This window comes from Micromonospora taraxaci (assembly GCF_007830095.1).
Taxonomy (GTDB): Bacteria; Actinomycetota; Actinomycetes; order Mycobacteriales; family Micromonosporaceae; genus Micromonospora; species Micromonospora taraxaci.
Map to the genome: position 1 here is coordinate 842,730 of NZ_VIWZ01000001.1, position 17,769 is coordinate 860,498.

The 17,769-nt window shown below is 70.9% G+C and carries 16 protein-coding genes; 8 read left to right on the top strand and 8 right to left on the bottom strand.

The window, feature by feature from the left end; translation table 11 throughout:
* Positions 1–27: 27 nt before the first annotated feature.
* Together FHU34_RS04010 and FHU34_RS04015 are read right to left on the bottom strand one after the other, a co-directional pair.
* Positions 28–1,335, bottom strand: a complete 1,308-nt coding sequence (locus FHU34_RS04010; RefSeq protein ID WP_145778756.1) for an ABC transporter substrate-binding protein — start codon at positions 1,333–1,335, stop codon at positions 28–30.
* Positions 1,336–1,520: 185 nt separating this feature from the next.
* Positions 1,521–2,279, bottom strand: a complete 759-nt coding sequence (locus FHU34_RS04015) for a maleylpyruvate isomerase family mycothiol-dependent enzyme (protein WP_145778757.1) — start codon at positions 2,277–2,279, stop codon at positions 1,521–1,523.
* 69 nt (positions 2,280–2,348) lie between these two features.
* Here FHU34_RS04015 and FHU34_RS04020 point away from each other — a divergent pair, with 69 nt between their 5' ends.
* Positions 2,349–3,431: a UDP-N-acetylmuramate dehydrogenase gene (locus FHU34_RS04020; protein ID WP_145778758.1), complete on the top strand. Its 1,083-nt coding sequence runs from the start codon at positions 2,349–2,351 to the stop codon at positions 3,429–3,431.
* Between the two features lie 6 nt (positions 3,432–3,437).
* Here the strand turns inward: FHU34_RS04020 and FHU34_RS04025 are convergent, their stop codons facing one another.
* Positions 3,438–4,241 carry a class I SAM-dependent methyltransferase gene (locus FHU34_RS04025; RefSeq protein WP_145778759.1) on the bottom strand — a complete coding sequence of 268 codons (804 nt, stop codon included), beginning with the start codon at positions 4,239–4,241 and terminating at the stop codon, positions 3,438–3,440.
* A gap of 16 nt (positions 4,242–4,257) precedes the next feature.
* Positions 4,258–5,022 carry an SDR family oxidoreductase gene (locus FHU34_RS04030; protein WP_145778760.1) on the bottom strand — a complete coding sequence of 255 codons (765 nt, stop codon included), beginning with the start codon at positions 5,020–5,022 and terminating at the stop codon, positions 4,258–4,260.
* A 204-nt stretch (positions 5,023–5,226) separates the two neighbouring features.
* Between FHU34_RS04030 and mshA the strand changes: the two genes are divergently transcribed.
* The 3 genes from mshA to FHU34_RS34130 all read left to right on the top strand — a co-directional run bounded on the left by mshA (position 5,227) and on the right by FHU34_RS34130 (position 8,401).
* Positions 5,227–6,591 (top strand): D-inositol-3-phosphate glycosyltransferase, encoded by a 1,365-nt coding sequence (gene mshA / locus FHU34_RS04035; protein WP_145778761.1) that lies wholly within the window; start codon positions 5,227–5,229, stop codon positions 6,589–6,591.
* 57 nt (positions 6,592–6,648) lie between these two features.
* On the top strand, positions 6,649–7,164 hold the full coding sequence (locus FHU34_RS04040; RefSeq protein ID WP_145778762.1) for a type III secretion system chaperone family protein: 516 nt from the start codon (positions 6,649–6,651) through the stop codon (positions 7,162–7,164).
* A 313-nt stretch (positions 7,165–7,477) separates the two neighbouring features.
* Positions 7,478–8,401 carry a hypothetical protein gene (locus FHU34_RS34130; RefSeq protein ID WP_341874458.1) on the top strand — a complete coding sequence of 308 codons (924 nt, stop codon included), beginning with the start codon at positions 7,478–7,480 and terminating at the stop codon, positions 8,399–8,401.
* A gap of 373 nt (positions 8,402–8,774) precedes the next feature.
* On the opposite strand, the gene FHU34_RS04050 is transcribed toward FHU34_RS34130, so the two are convergent.
* Both FHU34_RS04050 and FHU34_RS04055 read right to left on the bottom strand, forming a co-directional pair.
* Entirely contained in the window at positions 8,775–10,064 is a 1,290-nt protein-coding gene (locus FHU34_RS04050; RefSeq protein WP_145778764.1) for an MFS transporter, read from the bottom strand.
* 98 nt (positions 10,065–10,162) lie between these two features.
* Complete coding sequence (locus tag FHU34_RS04055) at positions 10,163–11,446, bottom strand: MDR family MFS transporter (RefSeq protein ID WP_145778765.1); 1,284 nt, start codon at positions 11,444–11,446, stop codon at positions 10,163–10,165.
* Between the two features lie 152 nt (positions 11,447–11,598).
* On the opposite strand from FHU34_RS04055, the gene FHU34_RS04060 reads away from it, so the two are divergent.
* Positions 11,599–12,366: a phosphoglyceromutase gene (locus FHU34_RS04060; protein ID WP_088987447.1), complete on the top strand. Its 768-nt coding sequence runs from the start codon at positions 11,599–11,601 to the stop codon at positions 12,364–12,366.
* A gap of 46 nt (positions 12,367–12,412) precedes the next feature.
* Here FHU34_RS04060 and phoU read toward each other — a convergent pair whose 3' ends face one another.
* Entirely contained in the window at positions 12,413–13,069 is a 657-nt protein-coding gene (gene phoU / locus FHU34_RS04065) for a phosphate signaling complex protein PhoU (protein ID WP_145778766.1), read from the bottom strand.
* Positions 13,070–13,274: 205 nt separating this feature from the next.
* Between phoU and FHU34_RS04070 the strand changes: the two genes are divergently transcribed.
* Both FHU34_RS04070 and FHU34_RS04075 read left to right on the top strand, forming a co-directional pair.
* Entirely contained in the window at positions 13,275–14,558 is a 1,284-nt protein-coding gene (locus tag FHU34_RS04070; protein ID WP_145778767.1) for a sensor histidine kinase, read from the top strand.
* Between the two features lie 23 nt (positions 14,559–14,581).
* A complete protein-coding gene (locus FHU34_RS04075) occupies positions 14,582–15,265 on the top strand; it encodes a response regulator transcription factor (protein ID WP_110563227.1) in 684 nt (227 codons plus the stop codon).
* A gap of 662 nt (positions 15,266–15,927) precedes the next feature.
* Here FHU34_RS04075 and FHU34_RS04080 read toward each other — a convergent pair.
* Positions 15,928–16,725 (bottom strand): DUF3109 family protein, encoded by a 798-nt coding sequence (locus tag FHU34_RS04080; protein WP_145785430.1) that lies wholly within the window; start codon positions 16,723–16,725, stop codon positions 15,928–15,930.
* 80 nt (positions 16,726–16,805) lie between these two features.
* Between FHU34_RS04080 and FHU34_RS04085 the strand changes: the two genes are divergently transcribed.
* Entirely contained in the window at positions 16,806–17,750 is a 945-nt protein-coding gene (locus tag FHU34_RS04085; protein WP_145778768.1) for a Ppx/GppA phosphatase family protein, read from the top strand.
* Positions 17,751–17,769: the final 19 nt, after the last annotated feature.

Consider the following 17,769-nt stretch of genomic DNA (forward strand, 5'->3'; position numbering starts at 1 on the left):
CGGAGCCCGCCCGCACGCTGGGTTGGGCTACTTGGCGGCGGCCTTCTTCGCGTTGGTCACCGCGTCGGTCCAGCCCTGCCCCGGGTTGCGCTGGCCCAGTTCCACGGTCCGTACGGCGTTCTCCACCTCGGTGCGGACGGCCTGGTTCTTCGGGCCCATGTAGACCGGCTTGAGGCTCTTCGCGCCGGTGCCGAAGATGGTGCCGACCGGTGCCCCGGAGAAGTACGCGTTGGTCGCGCCGGCGATCGCCGGGTCGTCCAGCGCCTGCGGCGAGGAGGGCAGCGGGCCCTTCTCCTTGAACGCCCCGATCTGGCCCTTGGCGCTGGTCAGGAACTTCGCCAGCTCGATCGCCTCGGCCTGGTGCTTGCTCTGCTTGGGTACGGCGAGGTGTGACCCACCCCAGTTGCCGCCGTTGCCGGGCACCCGGGCGATGTCCCACTTGCCCTGGGCGGCCGGGCCGGCGTTGCCCTCGATCACCCCGGTCATCCAGGCGGGGCAGGCGATGGTGGCGAACTTCGACTGCTTGAACGCGGAGACCCACTCCTCGGACCACGAGCCGTACTTGCCGGAGAGGCCCGAGTCGACGATGTCCATAGTGGTGTCCCACGCCTGCCGTACCGCCGGGTTGCTGTCGACAACGAGGTTGCCGCTCGTGTCGTAGTAGCTGTAGCCGGTGGTGTTGCCGGCGGTCTGGAGCAGGATGGTGTTGAAGGTGTTGGTGGCCGCGTCGAGGAAGGACGCGCCGGTCTTGGCCGCGACGAACTTCTCGCCGGTGGCGATGTAGTCCTGCCAGGTCGGCCAGAGCTGGGAGACGGCGTCCCGCTCGGTGGGCAGGCCGGCCTTGGAGAAGAGGTCCTTGCGGTAGCAGATGGCGATGCCACCGACGTCGGTGCCGAGGCCGATGAGCTGCTTGCCGTCGGCGGTCAGCCCGGCGTTCCACTTCCATTCGAGGAAGTTGCCCTTGAGGTCGGCGGCGCCGTGGTCCAGCAGGTTGACGAAGTTGCCGGGGTTCGCCTTGTACTCGACCATCAGCCCTTCCTCGATGGCCACGACGTCGCCGGCGCCCCGGCCGGCGGCGAGCCACTGGGTCAGCTTCGGGGAGTACTCGTCGAGGTTGGTGCCGGTGCCGCGCTCGACGATCTTCACGTCGGGGTTCGCGGCCATGTAGTCCTTGTAGAGCTGCTCGTAGCCGAACTGGCCGAAGACGTCGACGGTGAGGGTGACCGGACCGTCCCCGCCCTCTTCGTCGCCGCCGCCGCAGCCGGCGGTGACGAGCAGGGCGGTGGTCGCGGCGAGGGCCACCGCGGCGAGGCGGCGGCGCGGGAAGACAGCCATGGGTTTCGACCTCTCTCAAGGTGGTCGGTGGTGATCGATAGGCAAGAGAGCGCTCTCACGACAGGGTGGTGGGCACTCAACCCGCTGTCAAGAGAGCGCTCTCTTTGATATCCCGACGTGACCCACGACGTACGCGAGGGCGTCACCCGTCGATGGGTGACGCCCTCGCGGAGCGGTGGAACCAATCAGCCGGTACGCAGACCGTTCAGCAGGTTGGGATCGCCGGCCACGTCCAGCGTCTCGAAGCTCACCCGACCCCAAAGAGCCAGCAACAGGTCGCTGGCGGTGCCGCTGACCTGCGCGCGGGCGTGATGGTCGTCGTGGTCGAAGATGGTCGCCGTGTCGAGCAGCGCCACCCCCTCGCCACGGAGCCGCAGATACCAGTCCTGAGCGGCGTCGGTCGCGGAGAGCTGCACCACGCCGTGCCAGTCACCCGGCACCTGCCGCCGGCCGGCCGGCAGCCAGGTGTCCAGCACCTCGCTCACCCCGTCGGCCGCGAGCTTCGCCTCGACCGGGTCACCCGCCCCGATCGCGAGCTGGGCGTCCCACCGGTGCACAGCGGTCTCGTGCGCCATCCGACGCGGCCAGAAGCCGGCCTTCTTCGGCTGCGGCGCCCAGTTCCACGCCGGCGCCTCCGGGTCCAGGCCATCGAACACGGTCAGCAGCCGGTCGTACCCCTGCTGCCACACCTGGAGAGGGCTCACGCCCGGCTCCGCCTCAAGGGGGACCCGGCGGGCCGGCTGGGTGGTCGAGCCGGAGCCGACGAACGACGAAACCCACTGGTAGATGCCGGCGAGGTGCAGTGTGACGTCGTTGACCGTCCAGCCCGGACAGGACAGCACCGGTGTCTCCGGCGGCGCCTCGGCGACCGCCGCCGCGAAAGCCGGACCCTCCGCCCGGAGCGCCCCGATCCAAAAATCCTTGCTGCCCTGCAGTCTGCTCATCGCCATCCTCCCGGGGGTGCCGGGCGACCAGTGGGTGCCACGGCTATCAGTCAGCCTAAGGTGAAGGGCGTGCCAGACGCCTCCGCCCAGCCGACAACCGCAGCCGATCGTGCCATCCCTGGTCCACTGGCCAGCTACACGACCCTAGGGACGGGTGGGACACCCGCGCGGATCGTGGCCGCCGGCAGCGCCGACGAGATCATCCGGGCGGTCCGCGCCGCGGACGAGCCGGTCCTGATCCTGGCCGGTGGCAGCAACGTGGTCATCGGCGACGCCGGCTTCCCCGGCACCGTCGTCCTGGTGCGCTCCCGAGGCCTCCAGGTCGTCGCGGAGGACGTCGAATCGGTCACCGTACGCGTCGACGCCGGCGAACCGTGGGACGACCTGGTGGCCGCCACCGTCGCCAACGGCTGGGCTGGCCTGGAATGCCTCTCCGGCATCCCCGGCTCGACCGGCGCGACCCCGATCCAGAACGTCGGCGCGTACGGCCAGGAGGTCGCCGAGACGATCACCGGCGTCGAGGTGTACGACCGGGTCGACGGCACCCGCCGGATCATCCCCGCCGCCGAGTGCGGGTTCGCCTACCGGGGCAGCATCTTCAAGTACGGGGACCGCTGGGTGGTGCTCTCCGTCGACTTCCAGCTCACCCGGTCTCCGCTCTCCGGGCCGGTGCGCTACGCCGAGCTGGCCAGGGCCCTCGGTGTCGAGGTCGGCGACCAGGTGCCGCTGGCGGACGCCCGAGCGGCGGTGCTGCGACTGCGGGCCGGCAAGGGGATGGTGCTCGACGCCAACGACCCGGACACCCGCTCGGTCGGCTCCTTCTTCACCAACCCGGTGCTCGACGGCGCGACGTACGAGCTGCTCCGGGAACGCGCCGCCGACCTGGGCGACCCGCCCGCCTGGCCCGGAGCCGACGGCATGGTCAAGGTCAGCGCGGCCTGGCTGATCGACAAGGCCGGCTTCACCAAGGGGCACCCCGGGCCGGGTGGCACGGCCATCTCCAGCAAGCACACCCTCGCCCTCACCAACCGCAGCGGCACCGCCCGGACCGCCGACCTGCTGGCCCTGGCTCGCGACATCCGCGACGAGGTGCACGCCCGCTTCGGCGTGACCCTCCACCCCGAGCCCGTCCTGGTCAACTGCACCCTCTAGAGCGCCCTAGCCGTCCTTGGGTGCCACCGACGCCCAGGGGAGGGTCAGCTCGCCCTGACGCCAGCGGGCGGGGCCGTCCAGGACCGGCCAGCCAATCTCCCGGAGGCGGCCCACAGCTCTCAGCCAGCGTTGCCGGGGGCCGAAGGTGACGTACGGGGCGGCAGCCTGCCAGGCGTCGTCCAGGGCACGGATCAGATCGTGCACCGGCTCGCCGGGCACGTTGCGGTGGATCAGCGCCTTCGGTAGCCGCTCGGCCAGCTCCGCCGGGCTGCCCAGCGTGGTGAGCTTCGCGGCGAGGGTCAGCGTCCGAGGGCCGTCGGCGTCGATCAGCAGCCAACTGGCGAGCCGGCCCAACTCGTCGCACGTGCCTTCGACGAGCGCGCCCCCCGGGGCGAGCGCGCCGGTCATCGTCCGCCAGGCGTGCGGCACCTCGCTCTCGTCGTACTGCCGCAGCACGTTGAACGCGCGGACCAGCACGGGCCGGAGCCCGGCCAACTCGAACCCACCCCGGGCGAACGTCAGGCCAGGTGGGTCGGCGGCCGGGGCCGCCGCGGCCACCCGGGCCGGATCGATCTCCAACCCGACCAGCCGTACGTCCGGACGGACCCCGGCCGCCAACCGGGCGCGCAGTTCCACGGCGGTGACCGGAGTGGCGCCGTAGCCGAGGTCGACCACCAGCGGATCGTTCGCCTCCCGCAGTCGGTCGGCGCAGGTGGCGACGATCCAGTTGTCCACCCGACGCAGCCGGTTCGGGTTGGTCGTGCCCCGGGTGACCACCCCCAGGGGTCGGCGTCGTGGAGCCCCGCTCATGCGCCCGGGTCCCGAGTCAGGAGACCCGGTGCACCTTGTGCTGGGCGGCCTGCGCCCGCGGCCGGACCACCAGCCGGTCGATGTTCACGTGCTCCGGGCGGGTCGCGCACCAGGCGATGCAGTCGGCGACGTCCTCGGCGACCAGCGGCCCCGGCACCCCGGCGTAGACCGCAGCTGCCCGTTCCGCGTCGCCCTCGAAGCGAACCAACCCGAACTCTTCGGTCTTCACCATGCCCGGGTCGATTTCGATCACCCGCAGCGGCCGGCCGCACAACTCCAGGCGGAGCGTGCCGGCGATGGCGGTCTGCGCGTGCTTCGCCGCCGTGTAGCCACCCCCGCCCTCGTAGACGGTCAGGCCGGCGGTGGAGGAGACCACCACGATGGTGCCCGAGCCGGACGCCTCCAGCGCCGGCAGCAACGCCTGGGTGACCCGCAGCGTGCCGAGCACGTTGACGTCGTACATCCACTGCCAGTCGGCGACCGAGCCGGACTCCACCGGGTCCAGTCCGCGCGCCCCGCCAGCGTTGTTGACCAGCAGGGTGACCGGCCCGGGTGCCTGGGCGGCGGTCTCGGCCAGTGCGGCCACCGACTCGTCCGAGGTGATGTCGCAGGTCACGGCGGTGGCCTGCCCGCCGGAGGCGGTGATCTCGGCGACGAGGTCGGCGAGCCGATCGGCTCGGCGGGCGGCGGCGAGCACGTGGAAGCCCTCGGCGGCGAGCCGGCGGGCGGTGGCCGCGCCGATTCCGCTGGACGCTCCGGTGACGATGGCGACAGAGGTCATAGCGGCATTGTCCCCCCGGCTACACGACCCGCCCCGACCGGGCGCGGGGCAGCCATCGACGGCGTCCGGTGATGAGGTCCGTCACGCGTGGGGGCCGCGCTGGGGAATTTCCGATGCCCGATGGGGAAGATGACATCCGGCGTAAAGGTTGACCGAGAAGCGCCGGTCGTGCGAGACGGCATCAACCGTGAAGAAGGAGCGGATGTGGCGGAAATGCACACCGGCGTCGGGCGGCAACGAGGTGCCCGACCGTGGCCCCGGCCCCACCGCATCGCCACCCTCTCGGTGCACACCTCCCCCCTGCACCAGCCCGGCACGGGCGACGCCGGTGGGATGAACGTCTACATCCTCGAAGTCGCCCGGCGACTCGCCGAGGCCAACGTCGAGGTGGAGATCTTCACCCGGGCCACCTCCGGTGACCTTCCCCCGGTGGTCGAGATGGCACCCGGCGTGCAGGTCCGGCACATCACCTCCGGCCCCCTGGAGGGCCTCACCAAGGAGGAACTACCCGGGCAGCTCTGCGCCTTCACCGCCGGGGTGCTGCGCGCCGAGGCGTCGCGCCCGCCCGGGCACTACGACCTGATCCACTCCCACTACTGGCTCTCCGGCCAGGTCGGCTGGCTGGCCAAGGAGCGGTGGGGGGTGCCGCTGGTGCACACCGCGCACACCCTCGCGAAGGTCAAGAACGCTCAGCTCGCGGCCGGTGACCGGCCGGAGCCGAAGGCCCGCGTCATCGGCGAGGAGCAGGTCGTCGCCGAGGCCGACCGGCTGGTCGCCAACACCCGGGTCGAGGCCAGCGACCTCATCGCCCGCTACGACGCCGACCCGACCCGGGTGTCCGTCGTACAACCGGGAGTCGACCTGGACCGGTTCCGCCCCGCGCCGGGCGACCGGTCCGCGGCTGCCCGCGAGGCTCGCCGCCGGCTCGGGCTGCCGACCGACGGGTACGTCGTCGCCTTCGTCGGTCGGATCCAGCCGCTCAAGGCCCCCGACGTGTTGATCCGTGCGGTTGCCGCCCTGCGTGAGCGCGACCCGGCACTCGCCGAGCAGGTGACGGTGGTCATCTGCGGTGGTCCCAGCGGCAGTGGGCTGGACCGGCCGACAGCGCTGATCGAGCTGGCCGCCACGCTCGGGGTCACCGACGGGGTGCGGTTCCTGCCACCGCTCACCGGGGACGACCTGCCGGCGCTGTACCGGGCGGCCGACCTGGTCGCGGTGCCGTCGCACAACGAATCGTTCGGGCTGGTCGCCCTGGAGGCGCAGGCCTGCGGTACGCCGGTGCTGGCCGCCGCCGTCGGAGGACTGGTCACCGCCGTGCGGGATCAGGTCAGCGGCGTACTCATCGACGGCCACGACCCGGTCGACTGGGCCCGCGCGCTGGGCCACCTGCTGCCGGACCGGGCCCGCCGGGCGACGCTGGCCCACGGCGCCGCGCAGCACGCCCGCCACTTCTCCTGGGACCGCACGGTCGCAGGTCTGCTCGGTGTGTACGGCGAGGCCATCGCCGCGCACCGCGCTCGGCTCGCGGCTGACCTGGCGTGTGATCCCGCGCTCTCCTGCTCCTGGTGACCCGGGGCGTCGGTCGTCGACAGGTGCGCCGGCCAGGTCGGTCGTAGAGTGGGTCCGGTGAGCCCGAAGAGCGATCTTGCGACCCTGATCGAGTCGGTCTGCGCCGAGCGGGACCTGGCCTGGGAGTCGACCGGCCCCGACTCGTACGCGGTGACCCTGCCGGGCACCCACAAGCTAAAGACGGTCTGCAACCTGATCGTCGGCGAGCACGCGCTGCGGATCGAGGCGTTCGTGATGCGCCAGCCCGACGAGCGGCGCGAGGAGTTGTGGGCCTGGCTGTTGCAGCGCAACGCGCGGATGTACGGCGTCTCCTTCTCCACCGACGCCGTCGGCGACGTCTACCTGACCGGGCGGGTCAACCCGGCCGGCGTGGACGCCGACGAGTTGGACCGGCTGCTCGGGTCGGTGCTCACGTACGCCGACGAGTCGTTCGACACGATGCTGGAAATCGGCTTCGGCAGCTCGATCCGGCGCGAGTACGAGTGGCGGGTCAAGCGCGGCGAGTCGACCGCCAACCTGGCCGCGTTCGCGCATCTCTTCGAGCCCTCCGGCGCCGGCCCAGACCCGGCCTGACCCGGCAGAGGTTCGGACTGCTCCTGACGGGTATGCCGCACCGCGCGGTGCGGCAAGGGACCCCCGCGCGCCGAGGACGGAGTGTCGAGGAGCGGAGCGTCCCATGGCTCAGCGGAACAGCTCAGGTCGCGGCGGGACTGCGACCACTACCAAACGGCAGGCCGGCAACCAGACGCCGGGTACCCCGGGAGTCTCCGAGTCGGAGATCTCCCGGATGCGGGTGGACGACATCCGCGGGCAACTGCGCAAACGAGGGGTCTCCGGGATCTCCGCGCTGCGCAAGCCCGAGCTGGTGAAACAGTTGGTCCGCTCGCTGCGGTCCGGTGCCTCTGGCGCGGGTCGGCGTAGCACCGGACCGGCTGGTCGGGCCACCGGCACCAGGGCGTCGGCCGGTCGGGCCGCCGCGACGAAGAAGTCGGCGGCGAGGGCGGCACCTGGTCGCGCGAAGGCCGCGCCGGCGAACAAGAGCGCTCCCGCGAAGCGGGCCGCCGCGAAGAAGACGACCGCCGCGAAGAAGACGACCGCCGCGAAGAGAACGACCGCTGCGAAGAAGACCACCGCTGCGAAGAAGACCACCGCGGCGAAGAGGACCACCGCCGCGACGAGGACGACGTCGGTGCGGGCGACCACGGGCGCGCGCAAGGCGGCTCCCGCGAAGAAGACGACAGCGGCGAGCAAGTCGACCGCCGCGCGCAAGACAGCGACGGCCCGTACCGCGTCGGCGCGGAAGGCGGCCTCCGCGCGGAAGGTGGCGGCCAAGAAGGCACCGGCCAAGAAGGCACCAGCCAAGAAGGCGTCGGCGCGGCCGGCGGCGAAGCGTGCGGCACCTGCCAAGCGCACCGCGCCTCCTTCGGCGGCGGCCGGCGGGATCCGGACCGGACGGGGAACCGGGCGGTCGGTCCGAAGCTCGCAGGTGATCTCGTCGACGATGGATCGGCCGGAGCGGCCCGGGCGGAGCCTGATCACCGCGAATCACGAGGTGATCCAGCGGTGGGCCCGGGATCGGGGCGCCAAGCCGGCGACCATCGCCGGCACCGAGCGGGATGGTCGGGCGGGTGTGTTGACCTTCAACATCCCCGGATACCGGGAAAGCGGCCGAATCCGTGAGATCACCTGGGATGAGTGGTTCTACACCTTCGACCTGCGGCGGCTGAACCTGATTTATCAGGAACAGTTGCGGGACGGTCGGCCGAGCAACTTCTTCCGGACCGAGTCACCCGATCGGGAAGACGGTTGAGGTGTTTGCGGGAATGGCCGGCGGGTACGCGGCTGTTGCCAATGACCGAGGCCGGAGCAGCGGATACTCGTCAGTTGTGACGGGCGAGACAGCCGTTCTGGGTTGAATCCAGAATCCGGGCGAACTAGCTTTATTGCGCCGCGTCACGCTTGGAAACGTTCGGGGGAGCGGCGGATCGATCAGATCCGTGCACCAGGCGAGACGCGAGGGGACGGGTGGATTAGCCGTTGGGGGACGGTGACCACCTGTTTGGACCGGCGGCGTGAGCGGGCGATGCTTACGGGGGTGAGTGTTGCCCGCCGCCGCCGGCCCCACCGGCGGGTGCCCACCACAACCTTCGGGTAGTGGTGGGCGCTTTGCGTTGTTGCGGCAATTACGACGCCGATATCCGGTCTGCGGGTGTGAGTGGCTCCGCGGCTTTCTGCAGTGCGGTGACGTGCCGTTCCCGGGGCGGTCCGGCCAGCAGGTGCCCGAGTGCGGCCAGCAGGCCCAGCCCACCCACGATCAGCCAGTGCCGGTCGCCGAGGTGTTGGAGGCTCACCCCGCCGAGGGTGGGGGCGACGAATGCGGCGGCCGGGAACGTCAGGTAGAAGACCGACTGGTAGCGCGCCCGTAGTTGGGGCGGTGCCAGGTCGGCGTTGATCTGTGCGTTGGGCGGTGCGGCGATCATCGAGCCCACCGTCCAGACCACCGCGGCACCCAGGTAGACGGCCAGCTCGTCGGCGACGGCGAGCACCCCGAAACCGAGCGCGAGCAGTGCGGTGGAGGTGGCCAGCACGACGTCCTTGCGGTGTCGGTCGATCAGCCGGGGTACGAACAGTTGCCCGATCACGATCAGCGCGCCGCCGAGCGCCACCACCAGCCCGTACGCCGATGGGCCCAGGCCGTCCGCGCGCATGGCCAGCGGCATGATCGTCGACGTCTGCATGGTGAGCACGGCCAGGACGAAGGTGAGCCCGACGAAGACCAGGAAGGTTCGGTCGGTGAGGGCGGTGTGCAGTCCTGGTCGGCGGGTCCGGAGGGACCTCGGTGCCGGACCGGCGGCGGGTGCCTGGTCGGCTGGCGACGTGGCCAGGCGCAGGGTCTCCGGCACCTTCCAGCCGATGACGACGGCGGCTGTCAGCGTGGCGGCGGCGTCGACCAGGAACAGGGCGGTGAAGCTCGCCTCGGCCAGCACCCCGGCGAGCAACGAGGCGACAGCCATGCCCAGGTTGAACGCCCAGAACTGGAGGTTGAACGCGCGCGAGCGGCGTTCGGCGGGCACCACGTCGACGATCGCCGCGACGAATGCCGGACTGGGCATCGAGTGGACCACGCCGACCAGCGCGGCGAGCACCGCGATGAGGAGGAGGGACTGGCTGAAGGCGAGCGCCACCATCAGTGCGGCAGTCGTCAGGTGCGCGGCGAGCAGAGTCGCCCGTCGGCCCCATCGGTCGGCCAGCACCCCGCCGAGCAGCACACCTGCCGCGCCGCCGGCCCCGTACAGGCCGACGACGGTGCCGGCGAGCCCGACACTCGCCTCGCGTACGTCGGTGAGGTAGAGCGAGAGGAACAGCATGGCGAAGGCGCCGGCCCGGTTGATCAGTAGGCCGACCCAGAGGTACCAGAAGGTGGCGGGGAGCCCGCCCGCGGTGTCGTGCCACCAGCGCCGCACGGCGTGCAACCGTCCTCCCGACAGTTCAGTTTCTTAACCGTTTCCTCTGCACGGTAGAAAACTCGAGCCGCGTCGCGCCAGTCCAGGTCTGATCTTCGGGCGTGTCGTCAGGCGACGGCCTCGGCGGGCTGGGTTCCCCGGTCGGCGGTGACCGGCGCCAACGCTTCGCCGGAGCGACGTAGCTCGGTGGCGCGCCGCTCCCGGGCCGGCCCGGACACCAGGTGGGCCACAGCGGTCAGGGCGCCCAGCGCGGCGCAGCCGTACCAGAGCGCGTCGTTGCCGACGTGCTCGCGCACCAGGCCACCGAGGATCGGCGCGCTGGCTCCGGCGATCTGCCAGGAGAGGGAGAACACGCCCTGGTAGCGACCGCGCAGCTCGGCCGGGGACAGCTCGGCGATCAGCGTGGAGTTGGACGGCGAGTTCAGCATCTCGCCCACCGTCCAGATCAGCACTGTCAACCCGTAGAGCCAGGCGGTGCCGGCGAACGCGGTCAGCCCGAACCCGACGCCCATCACCACGGAGGCCAGCGCGAGCACGTGTGAGCGGCTCCGACCCCGGATCAGACGGGGTACGAAGAGTTGGCCGACCACGATGAGGATGCCGTTGAGCGCGATGACCGAGCCGTAGGTGGCGGGGCTCAGCCCGTCGTCGCCCATCGCGATCGGCAGCATCGAGATGTGCTGGAGGAAGACCAGCGCGGCGAACAGGTTGAGTGCCACGAAGCCGAGGTAGACCCGGTCGGTGAGGATCGTGCGCAGGGCGCCGCGCGAGACCTTTGAAGCGGTGGCGGTGGACGCGCCGGACTGCCGGGTCTCCGGCACCTTGACGAAGATGATCAGCGCGGTGACCAGCATGGTGCCGGCGTCGACCACGAACAGCAGCAGGTAGTCCGCCTGCGCGGCGAGACCGGCGAGGATGGCGGCGCAGGCGAAGCCCAGGTTAATGGCCCAGTAGTTGAGCGAGAACGCGCGCAGTCGGTCCTTCGCCGGCACCACGTCGATCATCATCGCGCCGAACGCGGGCCGGGCCGCCTCGGCGAACATGCCAAGCAGCAGAGCGCCCAGCGCCACAGCCCAGAGGTCCCGGGCCAGCCCGAGCGCGAGCATCATGGCGGCGGCGCCCACGTGTGCGGTGAGCAGCGTCGGTCGCCGGCCCCACCGGTCGGCGAGGGTGCCGCCGGCGGTCGTGCCGAACGCCCCACCGACGCCCCAGAGGCCGATCACCAGGCCCGCCTGGGAGGCGGAGAAGCCGCGTTCCTGGGTCAGGTAGATGGCGAGGAAGACGAGGACGAACGAGCCGAGTCGGTTGATCAGGGTCCCTGACCACAGGTACCAGAAGGTGGTCGGTAGGCCGCCGGTGGTGTCCCGGAACCAACTCCGCATCGTCCGCATATGGCGCCCCGCTTGCAAGTAATGACCGATGTGACTGCCGTGCCTTACAACCCTAGCGGCGGGCGGAGCCGCTGGTCATCCGCATTTTCACGTGGTGGTCGTCACGACGGGTGCCCGCGTGTCCACTCGGCGGTTGAGGCAGGATGATCCGCATGACTGCGAGCGAAGGGCCCACCGTCGGGACGCTGGTCCTGCTGCGGCACGGTGAGAGCGACTGGAATGCCAAGAACCTCTTCACCGGCTGGGTGGACGTCGACCTGACCGAGAAGGGCGAGGGCGAGGCGAGGCGTGGCGGCGAGCTGCTGCGCGAGCACAGCCTGCTGCCGGACGTCGTGCACACCAGCGTGATGCGCCGGGCGATCCGCACCGCCGAGCTGGCGCTCAACGCCGCCGACCGGCACTGGATCGCCGTGCGCCGGTCGTGGCGGCTCAACGAGCGGCACTACGGCGCCCTGCAGGGCAAGAACAAGAAGCAGACCCTCGACGAGTACGGCGAGGAGCAGTTCATGCTCTGGCGCCGGTCGTACGACACGCCGCCGCCGCCGATCGACGACAACGACGAGTGGTCGCAGGTGGGCGACCCCCGTTACGCGCTGCTGCCGACCGAGCTGATGCCGCGGACGGAGTGCCTCAAGGACGTCGTCGACCGGATGCTGCCCTACTGGTACGACTCGATCGTGCCGGACATCCTGGCCGGCCGGACGGTGCTGGTGGCCGCGCACGGCAACTCGTTGCGTGCTCTGGTCAAGCACCTCGACCAGATCTCCGACGAGGCGATCGCCAAACTGAACATCCCGACCGGCATCCCGCTGCGCTACGACCTCGACCCGCAGCTGCGTCCGCTCAGCCTGGGCGGCACGTACCTCGACCCGACGGCGGCGAAGGAAGCCGCCGCCGCGGTCGCCAACCAGGGCCGCTGAACACGAAGGAAGGGCCCCCGCATCGCGGGGGCCCTTCCTTTTCGCGTCAGTTGGTGCTGGTGGGGCTGCTCTCTCCGGTGATCAGGTAGACCACGTGCTCGCCGGCGTTGACCGCGTGGTCGGCGAAGCGCTCGTAGAAGCGGCCCAGCAGGGTGGCGTCGATCGCGGTCTCCACCCCGTACGGCCAGTCGTCGCCGAGCAGCACCGCGAACAGGTTCTTGTGCAGCTCGTCCATGGCGTCGTCGTCACCGTCCAGCTCGCTGGCGAGGTCGGCGTCGGGCTTCGCCAGCACTGAGCCGATCTTCACGGCCATCCGGTCGGCGATCTCGGACATCTCGGTGAAGACCGCCCGCAGCTCGGCCGGGACGGCGGGCGAGGGGTGCCGGCGCAGCGCCGTCTTCGCCACGTGCTCGGCCAGGTCGCCCATCCGCTCCAGGTCAGCGGCCACGTGCAGCGCGGTGATCATCGCGCGGAGGTCGGAGGCGACCGGCGCCTGTCGGGCGAGCAGGTCGCAGACCCGCTCCTCGACGTGCCGGTAGAGGTCGTCGATCTCGGCGTCCCGCTCGATGACCGTCTCGGCGGACTGCCGGTCGGCGGTGAGCAGGGCCCGGGTGGCCTGGCGCATGGCGGCGCGGACGCCCTCCGCCATGTCCACCAGCAGTTGGCTGACGATCTGGAGGTCGGCCCGGAACTCGTCGCGCATCATCACGTCCTGTGGTCGGTCGCCCGCCGACGGGTGCCGGCGCAGGGGGTTGAGCAGGTGCGACGCCAACGGTAGGGCGCGCGGACGGATCCGGGATGAACCACGGTGAACGACGCCAGACGCAGGGGTGAACAGTTTCGGAAGCGAGGGTAGTTCGTCCCGATCTGTGTGGTAGCCAGGTTAACAATGCCCCTACGATCGCCGGGTGGAGTGGGCGGTGGCGGTCGTGGTGGCCGTGGCGTTGGTGGCCGGGATGGCCGCCGGTTTCCTGCTGCCCCGGTTCCTGCCCGCGCGGGACCGTCGCTCCACGTCGACGGGCAGCGTGAGCTCCCGCTGGAGCAGGGGGAGGCCCGCGATAGCCGACGAGCAGCAGACCGGGCTCGGCCGCCGGACGATCGACTCGCTCCGCGCCGGTGTCGTGGTACTCGACAACGACGACGTCCCCGTGCTGATCAATCCGGCTGCCCGCGCGATGGGGCTCCTGCGGACCGGCAGCACCCCCGGCTCGATCGCCGCGCACCCGCTGATCCGTACCCTCGCCGGCCAGGTGCGGCGCACCGGAGTGCGGCGCGAGATCGAGCTCGACCTGCCCCGAGGTCGCGACGGCGCCGGGGAGAACCCGCTCGGCGTGCACCTACGGGCGATGGGCATCGGCAACAGCTTCATCGCCGTCGAGGCGGTCGACGTGACCGAGTCGCACCGGCTGACCCGCGTACGCCGCGACTTCGTGGCCAACGTCAGCCACGAGCTCAAGACCCCGATCGGGGCGCTCCAACTACTCGCCGAGGCGTTGCTGGACGCGACCGAGCCAGCCGACGCCGCAGCACCCGACCTCTCCGAGGACCTGGTCGCCGCCCGGCGGTTCGCCGAACGGATCCAGCACGAGTCGACCCGGCTGGGTCGGCTGGTGCAGGAGTTGCTGGAGCTGACCCGGTTGCAGGGCGCCGAACCGCAGCCGCCACCGGAGCCGGTCGCGCTGGACTGGGTGATCGCCGAGGTGGTCGATCGGACCCGCACCACGGCCTCCGCGCGGGGGGTCGAGGTGACCGTCGACGGTGATCGTGGCCTCACCGCGTACGGCAGCGACTCCCAACTCGCCACGGCGGTCGCGAACCTGGTGGAGAACGCCATCAACTACTCGGGCGAGGACACCACGGTCCGGGTCACCCTCCGCGGCGACGACGAGCACGTCGAGGTCGCCGTCGCTGACCAGGGCATCGGCATCGCCCCGACGGACGTGGACCGGATCTTCGAGCGGTTCTACCGAGCCGACCAGGCCCGCTCGCGTGCCACCGGCGGCACCGGGCTCGGACTGGCGATCGTGAAACACATCGCGAGCAACCATGGCGGACGGGTCGAGGTGTCGAGCACTCTTGGTGGTGGGTCGACGTTCACCCTCCGGCTGCCCGCCAGCCCACCGGACGACCTTCTGGCGACACTGCCGCCGGTTGGGATCGACTCCGGTCCGGCTGGGCTACGGCAGGTCTGACAGCAATGGAAAGGAAATCCCCGTTGAGCCGCGTTCTGGTGGTCGAGGACGAGGAGTCGTTCTCCGACGCCTTGTCGTACATGCTCCGTAAGGAGGGTTTCGAGGTTTCGGTCGCCGCGACCGGGACCGACGCCCTCACCGAGTTCGACCGGACCGGCGCCGACATCGTGCTGCTCGACTTGATGTTGCCCGAGATGTCGGGCACCGAGGTCTGCCGGCAACTGCGGCAGCGGTCGGCCGTGCCGATCATCATGGTCACCGCCCGGGACAGCGAGATCGACAAGGTGGTCGGGCTGGAGATCGGCGCCGACGACTACGTCACCAAGCCGTACTCGCCGCGCGAGCTGGTCGCCCGGATCCGGGCGGTGCTGCGCCGGCAGAGCCCGGAGGTGGCCGAGACGGGTGCTCCCACCCTGGCCGCCGGCCCGGTGCGGATGGACATCGAGCGGCACGTGGTGACCGTCGACGGCGGGGCCGTGCAGCTCCCGCTGAAGGAGTTCGAGCTGCTGGAGTTGCTGCTGCGCAACGCGGGCCGGGTGCTCACCCGAGGCCAGCTCATCGACCGGGTCTGGGGTGCCGACTACGTCGGTGACACCAAGACGTTGGACGTGCACGTCAAGCGCCTGCGCTCCAAGATCGAGCCGGAGCCGTCCGCGCCTCGTTTCATCGTTACCGTCCGGGGTCTGGGCTACAAGTTCGAGCCGTGATCGGCGTACGCGAAGGGGGTCTGCGCTCGGCGCAGGCCCCCTTCGGCGTGTGCGCGCTTACTCAGCGGGCCGGTTTCGAGAGCTGAAGGGCTGTGGGGTGGGGGACGGGCGTCTGTCGGTGCTCCTTTGGAGCTGATGTCACAGACGAATCACCGGCGGACGTCGGAGAGCCGACGCCGGTGGAGCCGGCGTCCGTGGAGCCGACGTCATCGAGCCAAGTTCGTAGTGGGGGATACAAGCCCACCGCTCCGGCCAGCACCCGCTGCCGCACACCCAACCTGCCGAAATCCCCCAGCCAACGACCAGCACCGCCTTGATCCACACCGGTTCGCCGATATCGCGGTATCCGAGCGCTCGGGATACCCCGATATCGGCGAAACGGAGTGGATCAACCCGCAAGCGCGGCAGGGCGCGGTTCACACGCCCCAGAGCGCCGCGCCACGTGTGCGGTTCGCCCCGATTGGTCCCGCTGAATTTGAGCGCCCATGCCTCGACTCGATGCCACCCCAACCCGGCCCGCGGGACCATCCATCTTCCGATGTCATAAACGATTCAGCTCCAAAGGCGTCCCGTCAGACGTGCCCGGCTCCTCCGTGGCTGTTCTGGCGTCGCTCACCAGGCAGGTGGCAGTGTCGCAGCCACCATGGTTGCTACCGGGCCCGCTAGATCTCGTCGGCGGGGTGCGGGGCGACCATGCCCTGCCGCGTCCGGGCCGCGCACAGCTCGGCCAGCCGCTCGTACGCGGCAGCGCCGATCAGCGCGGTCAGTTCCGGCCCGTACGACAGGTACATCGGCTCGGCGCCGACGTGCGCGTCCGTCGAGGAGGTGCACCACCAGTCCAGGTCGTGCCCGCCGGCTCCCCAACCACGCCGGTCGAACTCGGACAGGGTCGAGACCAGGACCTTGGAGTTGTCCGGCCGCTTGACCCAGTCCTGATCTCGGCGGATGGGCAGTTGCCAGCAGACGTCCGGCTTGTATTCCAGCGGGTGGACCCCGTCGCGCAACGCCTGAGCGTGCAGGGCGCAGCCACCGCCACCGACGAAGTCGGCGTCGTTGAGGAACACGCACGGACCCTCGGTGCCCTGGGTGGCGGTGCGGCGGGCCGGGGTCTTGCCGTCGATGGTGTCCTCGTCGGTCCAGTTCTTGAACCCGCGCTGAAAGTGCTGCCAGGTCGACGGGGTGAGCCGCTTGACGGCGTTGCGGACGCGCTTCTCGTCGTCGGAGTCGGTGAAGAACGCCCCGTGCGAGCAGCAGCCGTCGGCGGCGCGGCCGGCGATGATGCCGTGGCAGCCCTTGCCGAAGATGCAGGTCCAGCGGGACAGCAGCCAGGTCAGGTCGGCCCGGATCAGGTGCGTCTCGTCAGCCGGGTCGGCGAACTCGATCCACTCCCGGGGGAAGTCCAGTGGCACCTCGCGGCTACGGGGATCGCCCGGGTCGTCCACCAGCACACGGAGCTCCATCGTCACCCGGCCCAGCGTACGCGGGGTGCGGTCGGCAGGCCGGCGAGCCGCGCAAACGTGTTGCGCCTAGGGTCTTCATCATGCGACTGGGTGTCCTCGACGTCGGATCCAACACGGTGCACCTCCTCGTGGTGGACGCACACCACGGCGCGCACCCGTGGCCTGCGCACTCGGAGAAGGTGGTGCTCCGGCTGGCCGAGCAGATCGGCCCCGACGGCGCGCTGACCGAGGCGGGCGCGGACAGCCTGGTCAAGGCCGTCGGCATGGCCAAGGCGGCGTCCGCCGGGTTGGAGGCCGACGACCTGATCGCGTTCGCCACGTCCGCGGTGCGTGACGCCACGAACGCGGCCGACGTGCTGGCCCGGGTCCGCGACGAGACCGGCGTACGCCTGGCGGTGCTCTCCGGGGCGGACGAGGCGCGCATGACGTTCCTGGCTGTCCGGCGATGGTTCGGCTGGTCGGCGGGGCGGCTGCTGGTGCTGGACATCGGCGGTGGCTCCCTGGAGATCGCGGCCGGGATCGACGAGGACCCGGACGTCGCGATCTCGCTGCCGCTCGGTGCCGGCCGGCTGACCCGGGAGCGGCTGCGGGTCGACCCGGCCAGCGCGGCGCCGCCGTCGGCGGAGGCCGTCGAGAAGCTCCGGGAGTACGTCGAGGGTCGGCTGGACAAGGTGGCCGACCAGATCACCCAGGTCGGCTGGGACCGGGCGGTGGCCACCTCGAAGACGTTCCGCACCCTGGCCCGGCTGGCCGGGGCGGCGCCGTCCGGTGCCGGACTGTGGGTGCGGCGCAGCCTGACCCGCGCCGGGTTGCGGCAGGTGATCGGGTTCATCCGGCACATCCCACCGGCTCAGCTCATGGAGTTGGAGGGGGTCAGCGCCGGTCGGGCCCATCAGTTGCTGGCCGGCGCGGTGGTCGCCGAGGCGGTGATGCGCCGGCTGGACATGGACTCGCTGGACATCTGCCCGTGGGCCCTGCGTGAGGGGGTCATCCTCCGCCGGCTCGATCAACTCGAACCGATCTGATCGGAGATCCGGTTTCGGG

Excerpts from the sequence above, each read along its gene's own strand:
- FHU34_RS04010 (WP_145778756.1), bottom strand. The coding sequence starts at position 1,335 with ATGGCTGTCTTCCCGCGCCGCCGCCTCGCCGCGGTGGCCCTCGCCGCG.
- FHU34_RS04015 (WP_145778757.1), bottom strand. The coding sequence starts at position 2,279 with ATGAGCAGACTGCAGGGCAGCAAGGATTTTTGGATCGGGGCGCTCCGG.
- FHU34_RS04025 (WP_145778759.1), bottom strand. The coding sequence starts at position 4,241 with ATGAGCGGGGCTCCACGACGCCGACCCCTGGGGGTGGTCACCCGGGGC.
- FHU34_RS04030 (WP_145778760.1), bottom strand. The coding sequence starts at position 5,022 with ATGACCTCTGTCGCCATCGTCACCGGAGCGTCCAGCGGAATCGGCGCG.
- FHU34_RS04055 (WP_145778765.1), bottom strand. The coding sequence starts at position 11,446 with ATGCGGACGATGCGGAGTTGGTTCCGGGACACCACCGGCGGCCTACCG.
- FHU34_RS04060 (WP_088987447.1), top strand. The coding sequence starts at position 11,599 with ATGACTGCGAGCGAAGGGCCCACCGTCGGGACGCTGGTCCTGCTGCGG.
- phoU (WP_145778766.1), bottom strand. The coding sequence starts at position 13,069 with ATGCGCGACGAGTTCCGGGCCGACCTCCAGATCGTCAGCCAACTGCTG.
- FHU34_RS04080 (WP_145785430.1), bottom strand. The coding sequence starts at position 16,725 with ATGGAGCTCCGTGTGCTGGTGGACGACCCGGGCGATCCCCGTAGCCGC.
- FHU34_RS04085 (WP_145778768.1), top strand. The coding sequence starts at position 16,806 with ATGCGACTGGGTGTCCTCGACGTCGGATCCAACACGGTGCACCTCCTC.